The sequence below is a fragment of the Desertibacillus haloalkaliphilus genome, assembly GCF_019039105.1.
Lineage (GTDB): Bacteria > Bacillota > Bacilli > Bacillales > KJ1-10-99 > Desertibacillus > Desertibacillus haloalkaliphilus.
This window is the reverse complement of sequence record NZ_JAHPIV010000016.1, coordinates 65,374-83,342: the sequence shown is the minus strand read 5'-3', so window position 1 is coordinate 83,342 and position 17,969 is coordinate 65,374. Positions and strand designations below refer to the sequence as shown.

Sequence of the window (17,969 nt, the reverse complement as noted above, 5' to 3'; positions counted from 1 at the left end):
GCAGGTCCAGCACCTGGAATGATGCCTGGATACGGAGCAGGTCCAGCACCTGGAATGATGCCTGGATACGGAGCAGGTCCAGCACCTGGAATGATGCCTGGATACGGAGCAGGCCCAGCACCTGGAATGATGCCTGGACACGGAGCAGGCCCAGCACCTGGAATGGTGCCTGGACACGGAGCAGGCCCAGCACCTGGAATGGTGCCTGGACACGGAGCAGGCCCAGCACCTGGAATGATGCCCGGATACGGGGCAACACCGCATCCAGGGGCATTGCCAGATAACCAACATACTGCTCAGCCACCCGGAGCAATGCCTGGGCATGTAGCGTCACCAGCTACAGATGCTCATCCTGATTATGAGGCTGTTCCGGGCCAGCATGAATTTATTAACGATGTAATGGATGACCTTGATTATAATCATATGTATCCATATGGAGTCGCACCTGGTATGTACCGAGGTGAAGATGAAGGGTAAGTGAGTTTGTAAGGTCGACAATTGAACAGTAACGCAAAAAAAGTGCAGGAATATTCCTGCACTTTTTTATTATTTAGAGTTTGCTAGTGATTTCTTTTTTTGTGGCATATCAGGCATTTCATTAACAGATACAACTTCTTCTGTCTTTTTCTGTGGTGGTGTCCAGTATTGTTCGTTACCTGGTAAGTCATCAAACCAAGCTGCGTCTTTTGGACAGTCAAGAACCATAAACTTACCGTAATTATTATCTCGTGATTGGTGATATTTTAGATAAGCTTTTCCATCTTCAATCGCTAATACCTCGATTTTACCAGATGTGTGACTCATTGAAAGTCTTACACGTTTACCTAGTCCTGATGTTCTAGCTTTCGCTTCTTCAACGATATTGTAAACTTCTTCAAGTGTTAAGACAAAGTCGTTGTTTCCTGCAACAGGGCGGTTAATGAAGAAGTAGTAAGGCGTCACCCCTGCCCATGAAAGCTTATCTAATAATTCTCCTAGGACGGCAGGATCATCGTTGATTCCTTTTAATACAGGTGTTTGGTTGACAACAATCGCACCAGCATCATGTAGTGCTTGGAACCCTTTTCTTGCTTCTTCAGTGATTTCAACAGGGTGATTAATATGTGCCATAATATAAATTCGGTTTTCCGGTGTTGAATATTCACGGATAAGATCTAGCAACTCTTGATCTTCATAGATGCGCATCGGGTTAAACACTGGTAATTTTGAACCAATACGAATAATTTTAACATGGTCAATCGCACGTAATCGCTCAATAATGTATCGTAGCTTTTTCGTTGCTAGAATGAGTGGATCGCCACCCGTAAGTAGAACGTTATTAATTTCAGGTGTTCTAGCAATATAGTCAAGTCCTGGATCAACATCTGACATTGCTTCTTTTACGTCATTTCTAAATAAACGCTTTCTAAAGCAGTAACGGCAATAAGCCCCACATACTTCAGAACAGATAAGAAGAGCTGTTGTTTTATATTTATGCTGGCAGCCTGGTACGGCATAGTTTGTGTCTTCATCGGAAGCATCCCAGCGCCCATACTCATCTAATTCCCCTTCATTTGGTATAACAAGTTTTCGTATAGGATCGTTCGGATTTTCCCAATCAATTAAACTCAAATAATACTCATTTACACGAAAGACAAATTTGTCAGTAATTTGTTTTAACTTTTCTTTTTCCTGCTCTGGAATTTGATCTACCTTATCCAAATTCATAATGTACTTAGGTTGTGCCATGTTCGATCACCTTCCCCTTTTAATTCTTCTATCTTGTACCAAAATGATTATAACAACTAAGGTGATAAAACGTCAAAAAAGAAAGAAAAATTCTAATAATGTAAAAAAATGAAGTGTAACCTTCATAATTGACTAGGTTTCACATCATTATGAATCTTGACTTATCGTTTTAGTTATGAAATGAAATCTGTACTTCATTTCATAATGAATGAATAGGTGAATGTATGAAATTTTACATTCGTTTTTATTTAAATTTGAATTTTATACTTCAAATTTGTGAAAAAGTAGTATACTATGGAATAAATCATTCATATGATAATAACAAAGAAAGAAAACTTTCTTAAAAGTGAGGGAATAACTAATGGCGATCAAAAAGATCGATCACCCAATGCTTGAGTTTATTGAAAAGACAGAAGGCTCCTATGCATTTATGGAGAAAGCAAAAGAGGTTATGCCAGGTGGTGTGACGGCCAATATTAAATCATTTGCGCCATATCCGCTTGTGATGAAAAAGGCAAAAGGTGCTTATGTGACTGATGTTGATGGGAACGACTATATTGATTATTTACTATCATATGGTGCATTGATGTTAGGGCATGGTCACAAGGCGATTCAGGATGCCGTGATCAAACAGTTTCAGGACAACGGCACATGTTTATTTGGAACACCACATGAGCTTGAATATAAAATGGGAAAAAAAATAAAAGAACATTATCCAAGTATTGATTTACTTCGCTATACGAATTCAGGTACGGAAGCCACATTACTCGCACTTCGCTTAGCTGCTGCTTATACAGGTAAAAACAAAATTGCTAAGTTTGAAGGCCATTATCATGGCGGCTACGATCAAGTGTTATTAAGTGTTAGTCCATCGCTACAAGAGGCTGGAGACGAAAACCACCCCGCTCCTGTCGTTGAATCTAGTGGGGTAGATGCGTATCACGAAGAGCATACAATTATCTTACCATTTAATAACCTTGACGCTTGTAAAACGATCCTATCGAAGCATAAAGATGAGATTGGGGCTGTCATGATTGAACCTGTTCAAGGTGGCTTTATTCCAGCTGAACAGTCGTTTATGGATGGACTGCGAAAGCTAACAGAGGAGCTAGGAATTGTCCTCATCTTTGATGAAGTAAAAACAGGCTTTCGCTTAGGGCTTGGTGGCGCGCAATCAATATATGGGATTACACCAGACTTGACGACACTAGGGAAGGTTGTTGGCGGTGGATACCCGATTGGAATCGTTGGTGGAACAGAAGAGATCATGATGGTCAGTTCACCGACCTCGTCCTCCGATGTGTTTGATAGCAGTCAGAGCAAAACATCGTCAGCGAAAGATGTCCTCTTCCATAGTGGCACGTATAATGGCCATCCGACTATTTTAGCTGCAGGGCTTGCAACCATTGAAGTCCTTGAAAAGGAAATTGATCACGTATTTGAAATGACAAATCAGTTAAAGTCAAGATTAGAGGAGCTCTTTAACTCAAGAGGAATTCCAATGAAAGCGGTTGGCATGGGATCGATATTTAGTGTAGTATTAACAAATAAAGAGAAAATATTAAACTATCGAGATCTCCAACAAACCGACTTGTCAACAAGAAAGGAAATTGATCTTCATTTATTAAATGAAGGGATATATACAAAACCATTGAATCGATACAGCTTATCTACGGCTCATACAATGAAGGAAGTCGAGAAGACAGTGAAAGCTTATGATAAGGTGTTAACGAAGTTGTTTGGAGGGACTCGGTTTTAAAGGATGAGATCATGATGATTGAAAGTGACGTTTATCGCCGAATTATTGATCTTCAAGATAAAATGAGTAAATCACAAAAAAAGATTGCTAATTATTTAATTACCTACCCTGAAACAGCTCCATTTTTAACGGCTTCTAAGCTCGCGAAAACCGTCGGGGTAGGGGAGGCGACAGTGATTCGTTTTGCGGTTTTTCTTGACTATAAAGGTTACCCAGATTTACAGCGCCATCTTCAGGAAGCTTTGCAACGAAAGTGGACGTCAGCGGAAGTGTTTGCACGTACGACTGATGCAACCGAAGAACCTGAAAGTGCGTTAAAAGAGATTCTATCAGATGATATTCAGAATTTAAAAACAACGTTACATCAAATCGATACAGAAGTTTTTCAACAAGCAGTAACCGATATTGTTAATGCGAAGCGGATTTACATTATTGCCTATCGTAGCGCTGCTAGTATTGCGTTATTTTTAGAATTTTATCTTGATCTCGTTTTGCAGAATACTGAGTTGGTAGATCAGGCTGATGGCGTATCAGAGCATTTATTAGATATTACAGAAGAGGATCTTGTCATTGGTTTTGGCTTTTCGCGTTATACGAAGCGGACTGTAGAGGTTATGAAGTATGTGAAGCAACGCGGAGCTAAGACCTTGGTGATTACCGACCACCTCATGTCTCCACTTATCCCTTATGGTGATAAAAATTTACTTGCGACAACTGAAATTAACTCATTTATTGATTCATTCTCCGCACCATTAAGTATTGTAAGTGCATTAATCACAGCAGTGACAAGATCAGAACATGAAAAGGTCGAAAGTAGATTACAGCACCTTGAAGAACTATGGGGTAACTTTAATGTCTTTCACGAATAACGAATATGTCGCGATAAGAAAACGCTGTGCAGATTTGAACTGCACAGCGTTTTTTCATGAATTATACGGGTTGGTGTTCTGCTTGATTTTTCTTGGCACGCACATATTGAATAATTCCAATCAGTACTAATAACACGAGCCCTGGAATTGAAACAAATAGGTTTCCTGGGTAGATTAAGAGAATACCGGATACTAAGAGAAGGATTCGCTCAATAACTTTTGGATTGGTAACAAAATAGTTCATCATACTTGCACTTATTGCCGCCATCCCAATAAGAGCTGTCAATAACACGGGCGTTAGTGTGGCAAATGTTGCATCCTCAAGTACGAGAACAGGGTTATAGACGAATACATATGGAATAATGAACGCTGCGATTGCGAGCTTTAAGGCGGTTACCCCTGATTTCATTGGGTTCGCCCGAGCGATTCCAGCCCCAGCATATGCAGCAAGACACACAGGTGGCGTAATATCAGCAACAATACCAAAGTAGAACACGAACATGTGAGCAGCTATCACTGGAACACCGAATTCGATTAATGCTGGTGCAGCCATCGAAGCTGTCACCACATAGTTTGCTGTAGTTGGTAATCCCATACCAAGCAGGATACATGCAATCATCGTAAAGAATAAGATTAAGAAAAAGTTTCCGCCTGCAAGTTCTAAAATCCCGCCTGCAATTTTACCACCAAGGCCAGTTAACACAACAGTACCAACGATGATCCCTGCTGTTGCACAGGCTGCGATAACGGGTAAAGCGACTCTTGCCCCTTGTTCAAGTGCATGGAACATATCTTTGATTGACATACGAGTATCTTTTCGGAATAAGCTGACAGCAAAAGCGGCAAAAATCCCCCAAAGGGCTGCGTACGTTGCTGTAAATCCATTTAAAAGTAAACCGACAATTGTCACAAGCGGTAATAATAAATCCATACGCTTGGCGAGCATTTTAAACCCTGGTAATTGATCTTTTGGTAAACCTCTAATTCCTTGTTTTTTCGCTTGGAAATGGGTTCCCATAAAGACGCCAGAAAAATAAAGCAGGGCAGGTATTAAAGCAATAATGATAATTTCACTATATGGTACACCTGTATATTCAGCCATAATAAACGCCGCAGCTCCCATGATTGGCGGCATGATTTGTCCACCGGTTGATGCAGATGCTTCGGCAGCCGCTGAAAACTCTGGCTTAAAGCCTGCACGCTTCATCATTGGGATCGTAAACGACCCAGAGCCAACAGTGTTGGCAACTGAACTACCTGTTACCATCCCTTGAAGAGCACTTGCGGAAACAGCTGCTTTTGCTGTCCCACCGGTCATTCTTCCGGTCGCTCCGAAGGCTAAATCATTAAAGAATTTGCCGATCCCCGTTTTCGTTAGCATGACACCGAAGAATAAGAATAAATAAATATAAGTGGATGAAATTTGAATTGGAATCCCAAAAATCGCTTCTGTACTATAGAACATTCTTGTCATTAAGCGTGAAAAGTCAAAGCCTTGGTGACCAAAGTAAGGAATGCCGCTTCCCCAAAGTGAGTAAGCGATAGCAAGACCTGCGATAATAACAATTGGCAGTCCAACTGCTCGTCGTGTCGCTTCTAGTAGCAACAGAACCCCAACAGCGGCAACGATCATATCGAGATCTGTATAGCCTCTAATAATCGCTTCACGTACTAGGCGTTCATAATTAAAGATAATGTAGAAGTTCGCACCCATTGCGAGGAATGCAAGAACGACATCGTACCATGGGACGCCCGGTTTTTTTAGCATCGAGCGTTTGAGAGGATATAAAATGAAAATGAGGGCGAGTCCGCTCCCTAAATGAATTGCGCCTTGGATCAATGAAGTGTATGGCCCTTTAATCGCTGTATAGAGATGAAAGACTGTTAGTGAAATCCCGATGATTGTTAGGACCCATGCCCACTTCCCAAGATTCACTCGATAAGCTGATTCCTTATCATATTTTGCAATTAGTTCTTTCTCAGACAAGTTTTTATCTTGAGTCAAAACCACTCACCACCTTTTAATTCTCGTCGTTCATTATCCACGAAAAAGTAGGAAGCAGGTTACTAAACCATTGAATAGGACTGTTTTTAGTACATTTAAACGGTATTAGTTTCATTATATTCCACTACTGTGCTGGCTATCCTGCTTTTTCGTCGATAATCTTAACAATATCGCTTAAAAAAGACCGGACAGCTTAATGCCCGGCCCTTACATCTTTACTCTAGTAAACCGATTTCTTCAAAATATCTTTCCGCACCTGGATGGAACTCAAGACCATTTGATCCATTTAGTACGTTATCAATTGTCATATGTTCACCTTGTTGGTGCGTAATGTTTTCTGAATTCTCATAAAGAGCTTTTGTAATTTCATATGCTAGTTCTTCACTGATTTGATCTGTTGAACCAACAAGAACGGCATATGCTGTAATTGTACTAACAGGCTCTTCTAGGAAATCATATGCATCAGCAGGGATCTCTAAATGTTCGTATCCACTGTTTTCTTCAATAAATCCTAGCGCTTCACCTTCAACCGGTAGAATCACAACATCACGTTGTGTCGCTAATTCATTTACACTACCCGCAGGTAAGCCCAGTAATCCAAATGTTGCATCAAGTTGACCATCTTGTAGGCGTCCAGCTGCATCACCAAAACCTTCTTCAAATGCATCATAATCGCCATCTTCAAGACCATACGCTTCTAAGATTAGACGAGCTGCAGCTTGTGTACCACTTCCTGGTGGTCCAATCGCTACGCGTTTACCCTCAAGGTCTGCAATCGAAGTAATTCCAGTCCCCTCAACGGTAACAACTTGCATAACTTCAGGGTAGATATGACCCATGAATCCAAAGTTAGTCACAGGAATACCATCAAATTCACCTTCACCATTCAATGCGTCAAGAGCAGGGAGGTGAACAGACATCCCTAATTGCATTTCACCACGAGAAATTTGTGCAATGTTATCAACAGAAGCTCCTGATGAAACTGCACTAACGTTAAATCCTTCGTATTCAACGTGGTCATTCATTACGTTCGCCATTTCCTGACCAAGCGGATAGTATGTTCCGCCAGTACTTCCTGTACCTAACTGTAGATCAGTAAGGTAATCAGCGTCTGTCGCTTCCTCAGATGTACCCTCATCAGCACCTGTGTCTGCGTCATCAGCAGGAGCATCATCATCAGCTGTACCACAAGCTGCTAAGACGATCGCAAACGCAAACATACTTACGAGCAGAAATAATAACTTCTTTTTCAACGTAATTCCCCCTTGTTTATGTAGTTTTTAGCGTGAACTTTGTTCACACTCACTTTTTCATTTAACCAAAAAATACCTTGGTTGTCAAAGAAAAAAGGTAAGACCATGTTCTTATACGCGGTAAAATAAAAAATAAGCTCAAAGGTAGTCTTTGAGCTTAAGGTCACTATTATTCAATCCAGTCGTAATTCTCTGGGTCATCAGCTGGAATTGGTTCAGAAATGGTCATATGACCGAGGAATTCCTCACGATGTTCCCCATCAATTAATACTTGAGTTTCACTGAAACCGAATTGTTCCATGATAAGAGCTATTTGCGTTAATAACATACCTTCACCGCCAGACCCTAAGTTCGCTTCTAAGATCTCATTTGAGAAGGAAACATGTGCAACGCCCTCAATCTCCTCGACAGACTGTACAGTCACATTTGAAGGGATGAGGTAGCTAAGCTCGTTATGAGTCGGACCTGCAATCCATGTTTCTAATGTTGCTTTGAATAATTCATCATCTGTCGCTTCAATGCTTTCTTCTACGCGGTAAATTTCCATCTGTTGCTGATCAGTAAAATAGAGCGTAACTGGGTGTGTCTTCGCTTCTTCCGCGTTAGCGTCCTCTTCTTCTTGACCATCAGCGCCTGTTTGTTGGTTTACTTCTTCAGAATCAATTTCAGAATCGATCAGTTCTTCATTTTGATCGGTATCGATGCCATCATTTGTATCATCAGAATCAATCGTTTCATTATTTCCACAAGCAGCAATAATGAACACTAAACTTATCGTTAGTAATAACATAAGATGTTTTTGTTTCATATTAAATCCTCCTAATTTGCAATATGATAAGAGAGCTTGTCTAAATTTTACATCATTTCGGTTAAAATTCAATCATTTTTTTGGACTCTTTCAAAGGAACTAGAATCGTTCAATTTTCTGTAATAAATATGTCAAAATGATTATCTTCTTAATAATTAAAATCAGACGATCTGCCGTCTTGACATTTGGTTTTTAGCAGTATTTAGAAGAATATTTGTTTACACACAAAAAAAGAATAGGGCCCCACTAAAAAAGTGGAGCCCTCATCCTGGATTAACCTACCTCTAGTGAGGGACTAACGATTACGACTCTTCGTTTTCGTTAGCCGCTTCTTCACCATCTGGTTTCATTTCATTAATTTTTTCTTGATTCTCTTCAATCCATTGTTGAGCAACAACGTCTTCATCAATGCCTTCCTCAATTTGAACGATCATTTCTTCGATATCCTCAACAGGCATACTCCAGTTACTTAAAAATTCATACGCTTCAGGGGCTTTGTTTTCTAACTCATGATTCGTTAGTACATGTACTTCTGATGCCTCAACAAACCCTTGAGGGTCTTCGAGTACTTTTAAATCCCAGTTAACAAACATTGGATGTGGTCTCCAACCAAGGAAAAGTACAGGTTCTTCATCACCAATGACACGCCTTGCTTGAGATAACATACCGGCTTCACTGGATGTTACAAGTTCTAGGTCGAGATCATACGCTTCGATCATTTCACGGGTTGTCACTGTCAGACCTGCACCTTCTTCAATCCCGTAGATAGTACCTTCGAACATATCTTCATTTCCTTGAATATCTTCAACAGAGTCAATTCCTTCAACATATTCAGGCACGACCCAGCCGAGCTCTCCATTTGGGTAGCTGACAGCTACGTCATCAATACTATCACCATAGCGTTCCATATAGTTCGCGTGCATGTCTGGTAGCCAGGCATCCATAAAGACATCAATGTCACCTCTTGAAAGACCTGTGTAAACGGCACCTGCATCACCACTTTGGATGTTAACAGTATAACCCATCTCTTCCAAAACGGATTTTGCCACTTCTGTTGGAGGAATCGTGCTTGTCCATGGAGTTAATCCTAGCGTAATTGTGATATCACTGCGGTCGGCCCCTTCATCTGTTGGTGCAGCATCTTCTTCCTCGGCCGGGGCACACCCTAGCACCATCGTAAAAAAGAGAGGGAGAAGGAAGCTAAGTTTTACGTATTTTTTCATTTGTTTCACTCCTTATTATTTTGATAATTACCTATTTTTGTTGCTTATTCCATGTGTGATACGGTCTAATAAAATAGCTAACACTACGATACCTAAACCACCGATTAGACCTAATCCAACGTTGACGCTTGAAATACCAGCTAACACAATCGAACCTAGGCCTGGGGCACCGATCATCGATGCAATAACGGCCATTGATAATGAAAGCATAATGGTTTGGTTCACACCAGCCATAATAGTTGGGACTGCTAGCGGTAATTGTACCTTCGTTAACATTTGCCAAGGTGTAGAGCCAAAGGCGCGTGCGGCCTCAACGACATCACCTGGTACTTGGCGAATCCCTAAATTAGTTAAACGTACCGATGGCGGCGTGGCAAACACAAATGTCGAAATGACAGCAGGAACACCACCAAGACCAAAGAGCAAGATTGCTGGAATTAAGTAAACGAAACTTGGTAGGGTCTGCATAAAGTCTAATATCGGACGTACAACTCGTTCCACGCCATTTGACTTGGCACTCCAGATTCCAATCGGAACTCCGATAATAATGGAAAAGATCGTTGCAACAATCACAATCGTTAGAGTTTGCATCCCTTCAATCCATAGATCAACAGAGCCAAGATAGATAAGTCCGATAAGACTAAATAAAGCGATTCCTTTTCCTGCTGTTCGCCAGGCAAGGATGACGAGTAAAATCGTTAAAATTTCTGGTGGGATCCAGATCAGAAACACTTCAATCGCATTTAATATAACAGCAATATAGCTACTAAGCATGTCAAAAAATCCACCGAGAACCGGCAACAACCAGTTATCAACAAAACGGTTTGTCCATTCTTCTAACGGGAGGTAAAAATAATTCATGATTCATTCACCTCCTCTTTGTGCTCATCTTCCACATCATCTTCCTCATTATCTTCTTTTCCTAAGGCTAAACCTGAGAGGATCGATACTCTGACGATGATTCCTTTAAGCTTTTCATCTTCAACAACTGCAATCGGATATTTGGTTTCAGCGGCGACTCCAATTAATTCATGAAGCGGGGTATCTGGAGAAGTGGTTGGATAATCATGAATTAATAAGTCCTCCACCCATTTATTTTCTTTTAACCCCGTTAATGCGTCATCAATCGTAAGTAATCCTTTTAAGTTCCGTTCTTTATCGACAACGAAAATACTTGAAATTCCTTTCTCTTCCATTCGGCGAATCGCAACCCTCGGACCATCCTTCCAAGAGGTGACAACATCTGGTTTTTTCATGATATTTGATGCAACCAGTATCTTCGAGCGATCAACATCTTCGACGAAGTTGGAAACATACGTATTGGCAGGGTTTGACAAAATATCTTCAGAGGTCCCAACTTGTACGATGTTGCCGTCTTTCATAATTGCGATGCGATCACCAAGCTTTAATGCTTCATCAAGATCATGAGTAATAAATAAAATGGTTTTCTTGAGATCACTTTGTAGCTGAAGAAGCTCATCTTGCATTTCTTTACGAATGAGCGGATCAAGCGCACTAAATGCTTCGTCCATAAGCAAAATATCAGTTTCATTTGCAAGTGCTCTTGCGAGGCCGACCCGTTGCTGCATCCCACCACTCAATTCATCGGGTCTGCTATCTTCATAGCCCTTTAACCCAACATCGGCAATTGCTCGTTTTGCTTTTTCGACACGCTCTTTTTTCGGTACATTCTGTACTTCAAGACCGTATTCGACATTCTGTTGAATCGTTCGGTGTGAGAATAAAGCAAACTTCTGAAATACCATACCTAATTTTTTTCGTCTGACTAACATTAGATCTTTTTGGTTCATTGTCGTAATGCTTTCACCGTCAATGAAGATTTCACCATCTGTTGGTTCAATCAATCGGTTAATCAAACGAATTAATGTTGATTTACCACTTCCGGACAGCCCCATAATCACGAAAAACTCTCCTTCTTTTACTGTGAAAGAAGCGGTATTGACACCAACTGTTAATCCTGTTTCTTTTAAAATCGTTTCTTTGCTCTGACCTTGTTTTAGGCGCTTAACTCCTTCTTTGGGATTTGCACCAAACACTTTGGTAAGGTTGTTAACTTCGATTTTATCCATTGGTGACTCTCCTTTAGTTGTCCTCAAAAGTCTAATCTTACTATTTCTCAATTTCGAAGATTCATGTATGGTAACAATTTTTTTAGCGGGAAACGGGTGTGAAAGAACAGTTAAACAAAAGGATAATATCTTAACAAAAACGAACTATATTTAAAGCGAGGTATTTAAAATCTAGGTGTAATAAAGGAGGTTGATGAATTGTTGGAAGATTCGAGCTTTTCGATTCAGCCTAAAAAACAAGGAAAGCAAGCCTTTCATTTCCAAGACATTGGGGACTTGCTTTCCTGTCAAAAAGAAGGGGACCAGTTACGTTTAGAGTGTGAAGGCGGCTATGTGACGATACTTTTTTACAGTGAGCAGATTGTTCGAATCATTATGAATCCAGTTCAATCACCGTCCCTAAAAAGCAGCATTGCGGTAGTGAAACCCCCTGAACAGGTTGACATGAGTTATGAAGAACATGATTCCTACTTGCGTGTAAAAAGCAAGAGTCTAATTATCAAGGTCCAAAAAGCCCCGGTACGAGTGACCGTCCTTGATCAATACAATCGTATGATCGTTTCAGAGAGCGATCGTGGGATGGGGGTGACTGATCAAAGGAAAGTGATTTGTTATAAAGATATGGATAAAGCAGATCACTTTTATGGGTTTGGTGAAAAACCAGGCTTTCTCGAAAAGCGAGGCGAGAAGCTTGAAATGTGGAACTCGGATGTATTTGCGCCACATAATCCAGAAACAAATATGTTGTATCAATCGATCCCTTACTTTATGTCACTACGAGAGGGGAATGCTTACGGTATTTTTTTTGATAATACGTTTAAGACCGTCTTCGATCTTAAGACGAGTAACGATTTTTATTCATTTGGTTCTGAGGATGGACAATTGGACTATTATATCTTTGCGGGGTCTAAGCCAAAAGATGTTGTATGTCAATATACGGAGCTGACAGGCAAAACACCATTGCCGCCAAAATGGGCATTAGGCTATCACCAGTCAAGATACAGTTATGAAACGGAAGAAGAGGTGCGACAGGTCGTCGATCAGTTTGAAAAAAAAGACATTCCACTTGATGCCATTTATTTAGACATTCATTATATGAACGGTTATCGTGTGTTCACATTCGATCAAACACGTTTTCCGAATCCAAAACAGTTAATAACTGACTTAAAGGAAGCTGGCGTGCAAGTAGTACCGATTATTGATCCTGGGGTCAAAGTCGATCCTGAATACTCGGTCTATTACGAAGGGGTTACTCGTGATTTATTTTGTAAATATATTGAAGGATCGATTTTCTATGGAGATGTATGGCCAGGCAAAAGTGCTTTCCCTGACTTCGTTAACGAGCGTGTTCGCAACTGGTGGGGAGAGAACCATCGATTTTTAACGGAACTTGGGATTGAGGGCATTTGGAACGATATGAATGAACCAGCTGTTTTTAATGAAACAAAAACAATGGACATTCACGTGATGCATGACCTTGATGGAGAGCGCAAGTCACACTGGGAAATGCATAACGTCTACGGCCTTTATATGAGTGAGGCTACCTATGAAGGGTTGAAACAACAGCTAGCTGGTAAACGTCCTTTTTTAGTCACTCGTGCGGGTTATGCAGGTGTCCAACGTTATGCTGCCGTATGGACCGGGGATAATCGTAGTTTTTGGGAGCATTTACAAATGATGATTCCAATGTGCATGAATTTAGGTTTATCCGGTGTGAGCTTTTGTGGGGCTGATGTAGGTGGCTTTGCTCATGACACGACGGGCGAATTACTTATACGGTGGATGCAAGCTGGAGCATTTACCCCCTTTTTTCGAAATCATAGTGTATTAGGTAGTGTTCGCCAAGAGCCTTGGTCATTTGGTGAAGAAGTCGAAAAACATATAAAAAAGGCCATCGAGCTACGCTATCAATTGATGCCTTATTTGTATACATTATTTTATGAAACAAGTGTTACCGGGATCCCGGTGATGCGACCAATAATCCTTGAGTATCCTTCTGATCCAAACGTATATCATATCTCTGATCAATTTTTAGTTGGAGAACAGCTACTCGTTGCTCCAATCCTTACACCACATACGTTTCATCGCGTTGTTTATTTTCCAGAGGGTACGTGGATTGACTACTGGACAGATGAGACGATTGAAGGTGGGCGTCATCATATGATCGAAGCTTCAATGGATCAGGTTCCACTTTTTGTAAAAGAGGGCGCGATTTTACCTCATGATCTAAATCAACATATGGGGGGCTGTGAACAACGTACGCTAACTTATCATATCTATCCAAAAGAGGGAACGGAGACATCGTTTGGTTTGTATGAGGATGATGGTAAAACGTATGCTTATCAAAATGGGGAGTATTTGATGTGGAAAATCAGTTGTTTGAAGCACCAACAGCGAGTTATTGTTACGACGGAAGCATTGCATAACCAATTTCAAGCGCCCTGGAAGGAAGTTGTCTGTCATGTTCATGGCGTTAGTAATCAAACTAGTATATTGCTTAATGGCAAGGAAGTTGAGCAACTAACTTATAACCCGCAAACAAAGCTAGCTACCTTTGCTTGGAGAAACTGACGTCCTAAACCAGTCAAAACAGATAATTAGAATTCATATGATATAATAAAGACAGTGATAACCTGAGCATATATGCTAGGATTACAGTGTAAAGGTTAGTGATCGTTCATGCCATATACAAAAGCATTTAGAATCGGGTACGGAATTATAATCATTCTATTAATCATTTACTTAGCTAGTTTAGTTGATTGGATTTTTTATCCAATTGTTGTTCTGGTGCAAACATTGTTTGCACCGATTATCTTAGCGGGTGTCCTCTATTATTTGCTACGCCCCTTTGTTAACTTGCTTTCTAGAAAATTACCGAGAAGTGTAGCGATCTTACTTTTGTATTGTAGTGTAGCTTCACTTGTGACGTTACTTATTTTGTTGATTGGTCCAGAACTGCAAAAGCAGTTTAATAGTTTAGTTGGGAATATTCCACAATTAGTGAGAGATATTCGCGATATGATGATTGGATTACAGAATAATGAATACATTGCACGGTTTCAGGAAAGTGATAACTTCTCAATTGAAGACATTATGGCCCGAATTGAACAAGATATTAACCATATTCTTTCTCGGATCGGTTCAAATGTTGCGAGCTTTATCGGAGTTATTACAAATATCATCATCGTCGCGATTATTATCCCTTTTATATTGTATTATATGTTAAAAGAAGGTGAGAATGCGCCTCGTCAAGTGTTACGGTTATTTCCAAAAAAACACCAACATGAAGGACGTCGTATTTTAGGAGATATGGATCGAGCTTTGAGCTCTTATATTCAAGGACAAATAATCGTGAGTATTTGTGTTGGTGTATTAGTGTATATCGGATATCGAATTATTGGGCTTGATTATTCACTTGTGTTAGCCTTGATCGCCATGTTTACAAATGTAATTCCGTTTATTGGACCTTGGATTGGAACATTTCCGGGTGTAATTGTCGGCTTGTTGCATTCACCATTTATGGCATTGCTAGTTGTTATTGTTGTAGTCATCGTTCAACAAATTGAAAGTAACCTTATTTCTCCGCAAGTGATGGGGAGGAAGCTAGCTATCCATCCGTTAACGATCATTTTATTATTATTAGTTGCAGGGCAATTTGCAGGGCTCGTTGGCTTATTACTTGCTGTTCCTACATATGCAATATTAAAAGTCATCGTAAGTCATACTTATCGGCTGTTAAAGCTAAGAAAAGCCGATTAGGGTGTAAGAAACTTGAGATTTTCTAGCTAGTTCGGTAAAGTAGGAGAAAATGTAATTATGAATAGACGAGGTGTGAACATGGCATACGAGTTAGACGGAATTAATCAAATTGAATTTGAGGAATTAAAGGAAGTCATTAAGAACGACGATGATGAACGAATTGTCATTGATGTACGTGAACCTGAGGAATATGAAGAAGCACATATTCCCAAGATCCCGTTAATCCCGATGCAATCAATCCCTAATGTGATTGAGGAATTTGATAAATCAAAAGAGTATGTGTTCGTTTGCCGAAGCGGCACACGCAGCCAGAATGTGGCGATGTTTTTTAAACAGCATGGCTTTAACAAGGTTACGAACTATGCTGGTGGTATGTTATCTTGGGCAGCAGAAACGAACCAAGGCCGCGAAAATATTGTAGAGAAAATTAGTGACCTTTATAAAAAGTAATTAGGATTGTAAAAAAGCCTTTAATTGGTAAATTCCAATGAGGCTTTTTATTTTGCATGTAACCGACACACCCTATACAAAGGGAGGTGAAGGCATGGAAACTAACAACCATAAACAAAAAGCTCACGTTAAAACACCAGAAACAAAAGAAATGCTGACAGATACGCCAAAAGATGAAGAACTAACAATAAAGTCTGACTTGAACTCCAAAAACCCTTTTAAAACAACCGGCTCGTATTATCCAGGTGACTCTGTAAATGAACATAAAGAATTAGAGGAAGCGAATGCAGAAATTGCACAAGAAGAAATCCAGCAAGTCTACAATAACCAGTAAATCATACTCTGTTTATCCAGTGGTTGTCCTACGAGGTCGTACCTTGTAAGGCAACCTTTTTACTTAGCAACACTTTTGTGTATATGTTTTTTATACGGGCGTCAAAAAAATGTATAAAAAGTATTGTAATCACTTGAGAAAAGATATATTATAATATTCAGAAAAGTGGAAAAGTTAAAGTGCTCAGAAATAATGTAAACGGTTACTTATCGATAGATGGGAGGGATAAAGTAGTCTGTTAAATGATGTTCTCGATCAAAATGGTACTTCAAGAAAAGATGTTGAAGTTACATTTCTATCATACAATTTCTAGGAGGTAAAAGAGTGAACATTGAAAAAGGTGTTGGATTTAAGAACGTTTTCTCCGATTTTCGGCGTGATTTACATTCTAAAAACTTTGCTTCTGGTATTGTCGCAGGAATTTTTGGCTTAAGTGTAGGGTTAGTTTTTATTAGTGCGGGTACAGCTGCTGGGTTAAGTTCTGAATTAATCATGATGTGGCTGACTAGTTTTGTGTTCATTAATGGATTATTTGGAATTTTAATGGCATCGTATTATCGTCAACCGTTAGCGATGGCGAATTCGATACCTGGGGCTTTATTATTCACAGCTGCAGTTCCAATGGTTGGTCTTGGTCCTGTGCTTGGAGCAACATTGATTGCGGGGGTGATCACTTTACTAGTCGGGATCTCTGGTTTAATGGGAAAGGTTATGCATTTTACACCAACACCGATCATTATGGGGATGATTGCAGGGGTCCTTTTGAGTTTCGGGTTAGATATGTTTCGACCATTAGAAAGTGCATTCGTTCCAGCACTACTAATGATTGGTACATACTTAATCCTCACGCGAGTGGCCCCGAGATTTCCAGCGGTATTAGGTTCATTGATCGTCGGGATATTCTATTTAACATTGACAGGCGTGGACATTTCGGGTATAGAATTTACTGTACAGTACCCAACATTTGTCATGCCGGAATTTACATTAGAAGGCTTTCTTACGTATGGACTTCCCTTGGCAATTATTTTAATAGGGATGGAGACGCCTGTTGGTGTAAGTTTGTTACAGTCGGTCGGTTACAAGCGCTTACCGATTAACGGTATGACTACCGTTACAGGAATTTCAACAATGATTTCTTCCTTTTTTCATCTGCATAGTACTTGTGTAGCGGCACCGATGACGGCGATTTGCTCTTCACCAGAATCAGGAAAAAGAGAGACAAGATGGGTTGCAGCTGTTATCGTTGGGATGCTTTTCATGGCCGCATCTCCAGTCTATGGTGCCATTGTAGGTTTGCTCCATGATTTGCCAGGGTTCTTCATAGCGATTATTGCTGGACTACCATTACTTACTGTATTGATTTCGACATTGACAAAAGCTTTCGACCATTCCCATAAGGTAGGTGCGATATTTGCTTTCCTTATTGCTGCTTCAGACGTAACCATATTTTCAATTGGAGCCCCCCTTTGGGCATTAGTGTTTGGAATCATTGCTTCCTTGCTAGTTGAGCCAAAAGACTTTAACTTAAGGAAAAAGGAAAAAATTGATATCGCTGCTTAGAATAATAACTAAATTTAGATGAGGTGAAAACTCGTCTCTTATTAAGAGGTTGTCCTTGGGTCTCATTACCGTAGGATAACCTTTTTTAATTAGTAAAGGGGGTCGGAGAGGAAAGGGCGCCAAAAAGACAG

14 protein-coding genes and 1 pseudogene are annotated in these 17,969 nt (G+C 40.2%); 8 read left to right on the top strand and 7 right to left on the bottom strand.

Going from position 1 to position 17,969, the window contains the following annotated elements; all coding sequences use genetic code 11:
* Positions 1-477 (top strand): annotated as a pseudogene (locus KH400_RS17365) (hypothetical protein); the annotation flags it as partial.
* Positions 478-546: 69 nt separating this feature from the next.
* On the opposite strand, the gene KH400_RS17360 reads toward KH400_RS17365, so the two are convergent.
* Positions 547-1,728 (bottom strand): KamA family radical SAM protein, encoded by a 1,182-nt coding sequence (locus KH400_RS17360; protein WP_217226755.1) that lies wholly within the window; start codon positions 1,726-1,728, stop codon positions 547-549.
* A 361-nt stretch (positions 1,729-2,089) separates the two neighbouring features.
* Here KH400_RS17360 and KH400_RS17355 point away from each other — a divergent pair, with 361 nt between their 5' ends.
* Positions 2,090-3,487 carry an aspartate aminotransferase family protein gene (locus KH400_RS17355; protein ID WP_217226752.1) on the top strand — a complete coding sequence of 466 codons (1,398 nt, stop codon included), beginning with the start codon at positions 2,090-2,092 and terminating at the stop codon, positions 3,485-3,487.
* A 14-nt stretch (positions 3,488-3,501) separates the two neighbouring features.
* Positions 3,502-4,356: a MurR/RpiR family transcriptional regulator gene (locus tag KH400_RS17350; protein WP_217226778.1), complete on the top strand. Its 855-nt coding sequence runs from the start codon at positions 3,502-3,504 to the stop codon at positions 4,354-4,356.
* Positions 4,357-4,417: 61 nt separating this feature from the next.
* Here the strand turns inward: KH400_RS17350 and KH400_RS17345 are convergent, their stop codons facing one another.
* From KH400_RS17345 to KH400_RS17320, 6 genes are all read right to left on the bottom strand, one after another.
* Positions 4,418-6,361, bottom strand: coding sequence for a TRAP transporter permease (locus KH400_RS17345; RefSeq protein ID WP_217226750.1), 1,944 nt, complete (start codon positions 6,359-6,361; stop codon positions 4,418-4,420).
* 215 nt (positions 6,362-6,576) lie between these two features.
* A complete protein-coding gene (locus KH400_RS17340; protein ID WP_217226749.1) occupies positions 6,577-7,614 on the bottom strand; it encodes a TAXI family TRAP transporter solute-binding subunit in 1,038 nt (345 codons plus the stop codon).
* A 169-nt stretch (positions 7,615-7,783) separates the two neighbouring features.
* The gene (locus KH400_RS17335) at positions 7,784-8,422 is read right to left on the bottom strand and encodes a GerMN domain-containing protein (RefSeq protein ID WP_217226746.1); all 639 of its coding nucleotides are present in this window, start codon (positions 8,420-8,422) and stop codon (positions 7,784-7,786) included.
* Positions 8,423-8,724: 302 nt separating this feature from the next.
* The gene (locus KH400_RS17330) at positions 8,725-9,645 is read right to left on the bottom strand and encodes a glycine betaine ABC transporter substrate-binding protein (RefSeq protein ID WP_217226743.1); all 921 of its coding nucleotides are present in this window, start codon (positions 9,643-9,645) and stop codon (positions 8,725-8,727) included.
* 27 nt (positions 9,646-9,672) lie between these two features.
* The gene (locus tag KH400_RS17325; protein ID WP_217226741.1) at positions 9,673-10,506 is read right to left on the bottom strand and encodes an ABC transporter permease; all 834 of its coding nucleotides are present in this window, start codon (positions 10,504-10,506) and stop codon (positions 9,673-9,675) included.
* Positions 10,503-11,735, bottom strand: coding sequence for a quaternary amine ABC transporter ATP-binding protein (locus KH400_RS17320; protein ID WP_217226739.1), 1,233 nt, complete (start codon positions 11,733-11,735; stop codon positions 10,503-10,505). Before KH400_RS17320 ends, KH400_RS17325 begins: the two co-directional genes overlap by 4 nt.
* Before the next feature lie 198 nt (positions 11,736-11,933).
* On the opposite strand from KH400_RS17320, the gene KH400_RS17315 reads away from it, so the two are divergent.
* From KH400_RS17315 to KH400_RS17295, 5 genes are all read left to right on the top strand, one after another.
* A complete protein-coding gene (locus KH400_RS17315) occupies positions 11,934-14,306 on the top strand; it encodes a glycoside hydrolase family 31 protein (RefSeq protein ID WP_312889254.1) in 2,373 nt (790 codons plus the stop codon).
* Between the two features lie 108 nt (positions 14,307-14,414).
* A complete protein-coding gene (locus KH400_RS17310) occupies positions 14,415-15,494 on the top strand; it encodes an AI-2E family transporter (RefSeq protein WP_217226737.1) in 1,080 nt (359 codons plus the stop codon).
* 57 nt (positions 15,495-15,551) lie between these two features.
* A complete protein-coding gene (locus KH400_RS17305; protein ID WP_246589785.1) occupies positions 15,552-15,944 on the top strand; it encodes a rhodanese-like domain-containing protein in 393 nt (130 codons plus the stop codon).
* 94 nt (positions 15,945-16,038) lie between these two features.
* A complete protein-coding gene (locus KH400_RS17300; protein ID WP_217226780.1) occupies positions 16,039-16,278 on the top strand; it encodes a hypothetical protein in 240 nt (79 codons plus the stop codon).
* Positions 16,279-16,602: 324 nt separating this feature from the next.
* Complete coding sequence (locus KH400_RS17295; protein WP_217226735.1) at positions 16,603-17,838, top strand: benzoate/H(+) symporter BenE family transporter; 1,236 nt, start codon at positions 16,603-16,605, stop codon at positions 17,836-17,838.
* The last annotated feature ends 131 nt before the right edge of the window (positions 17,839-17,969 follow it).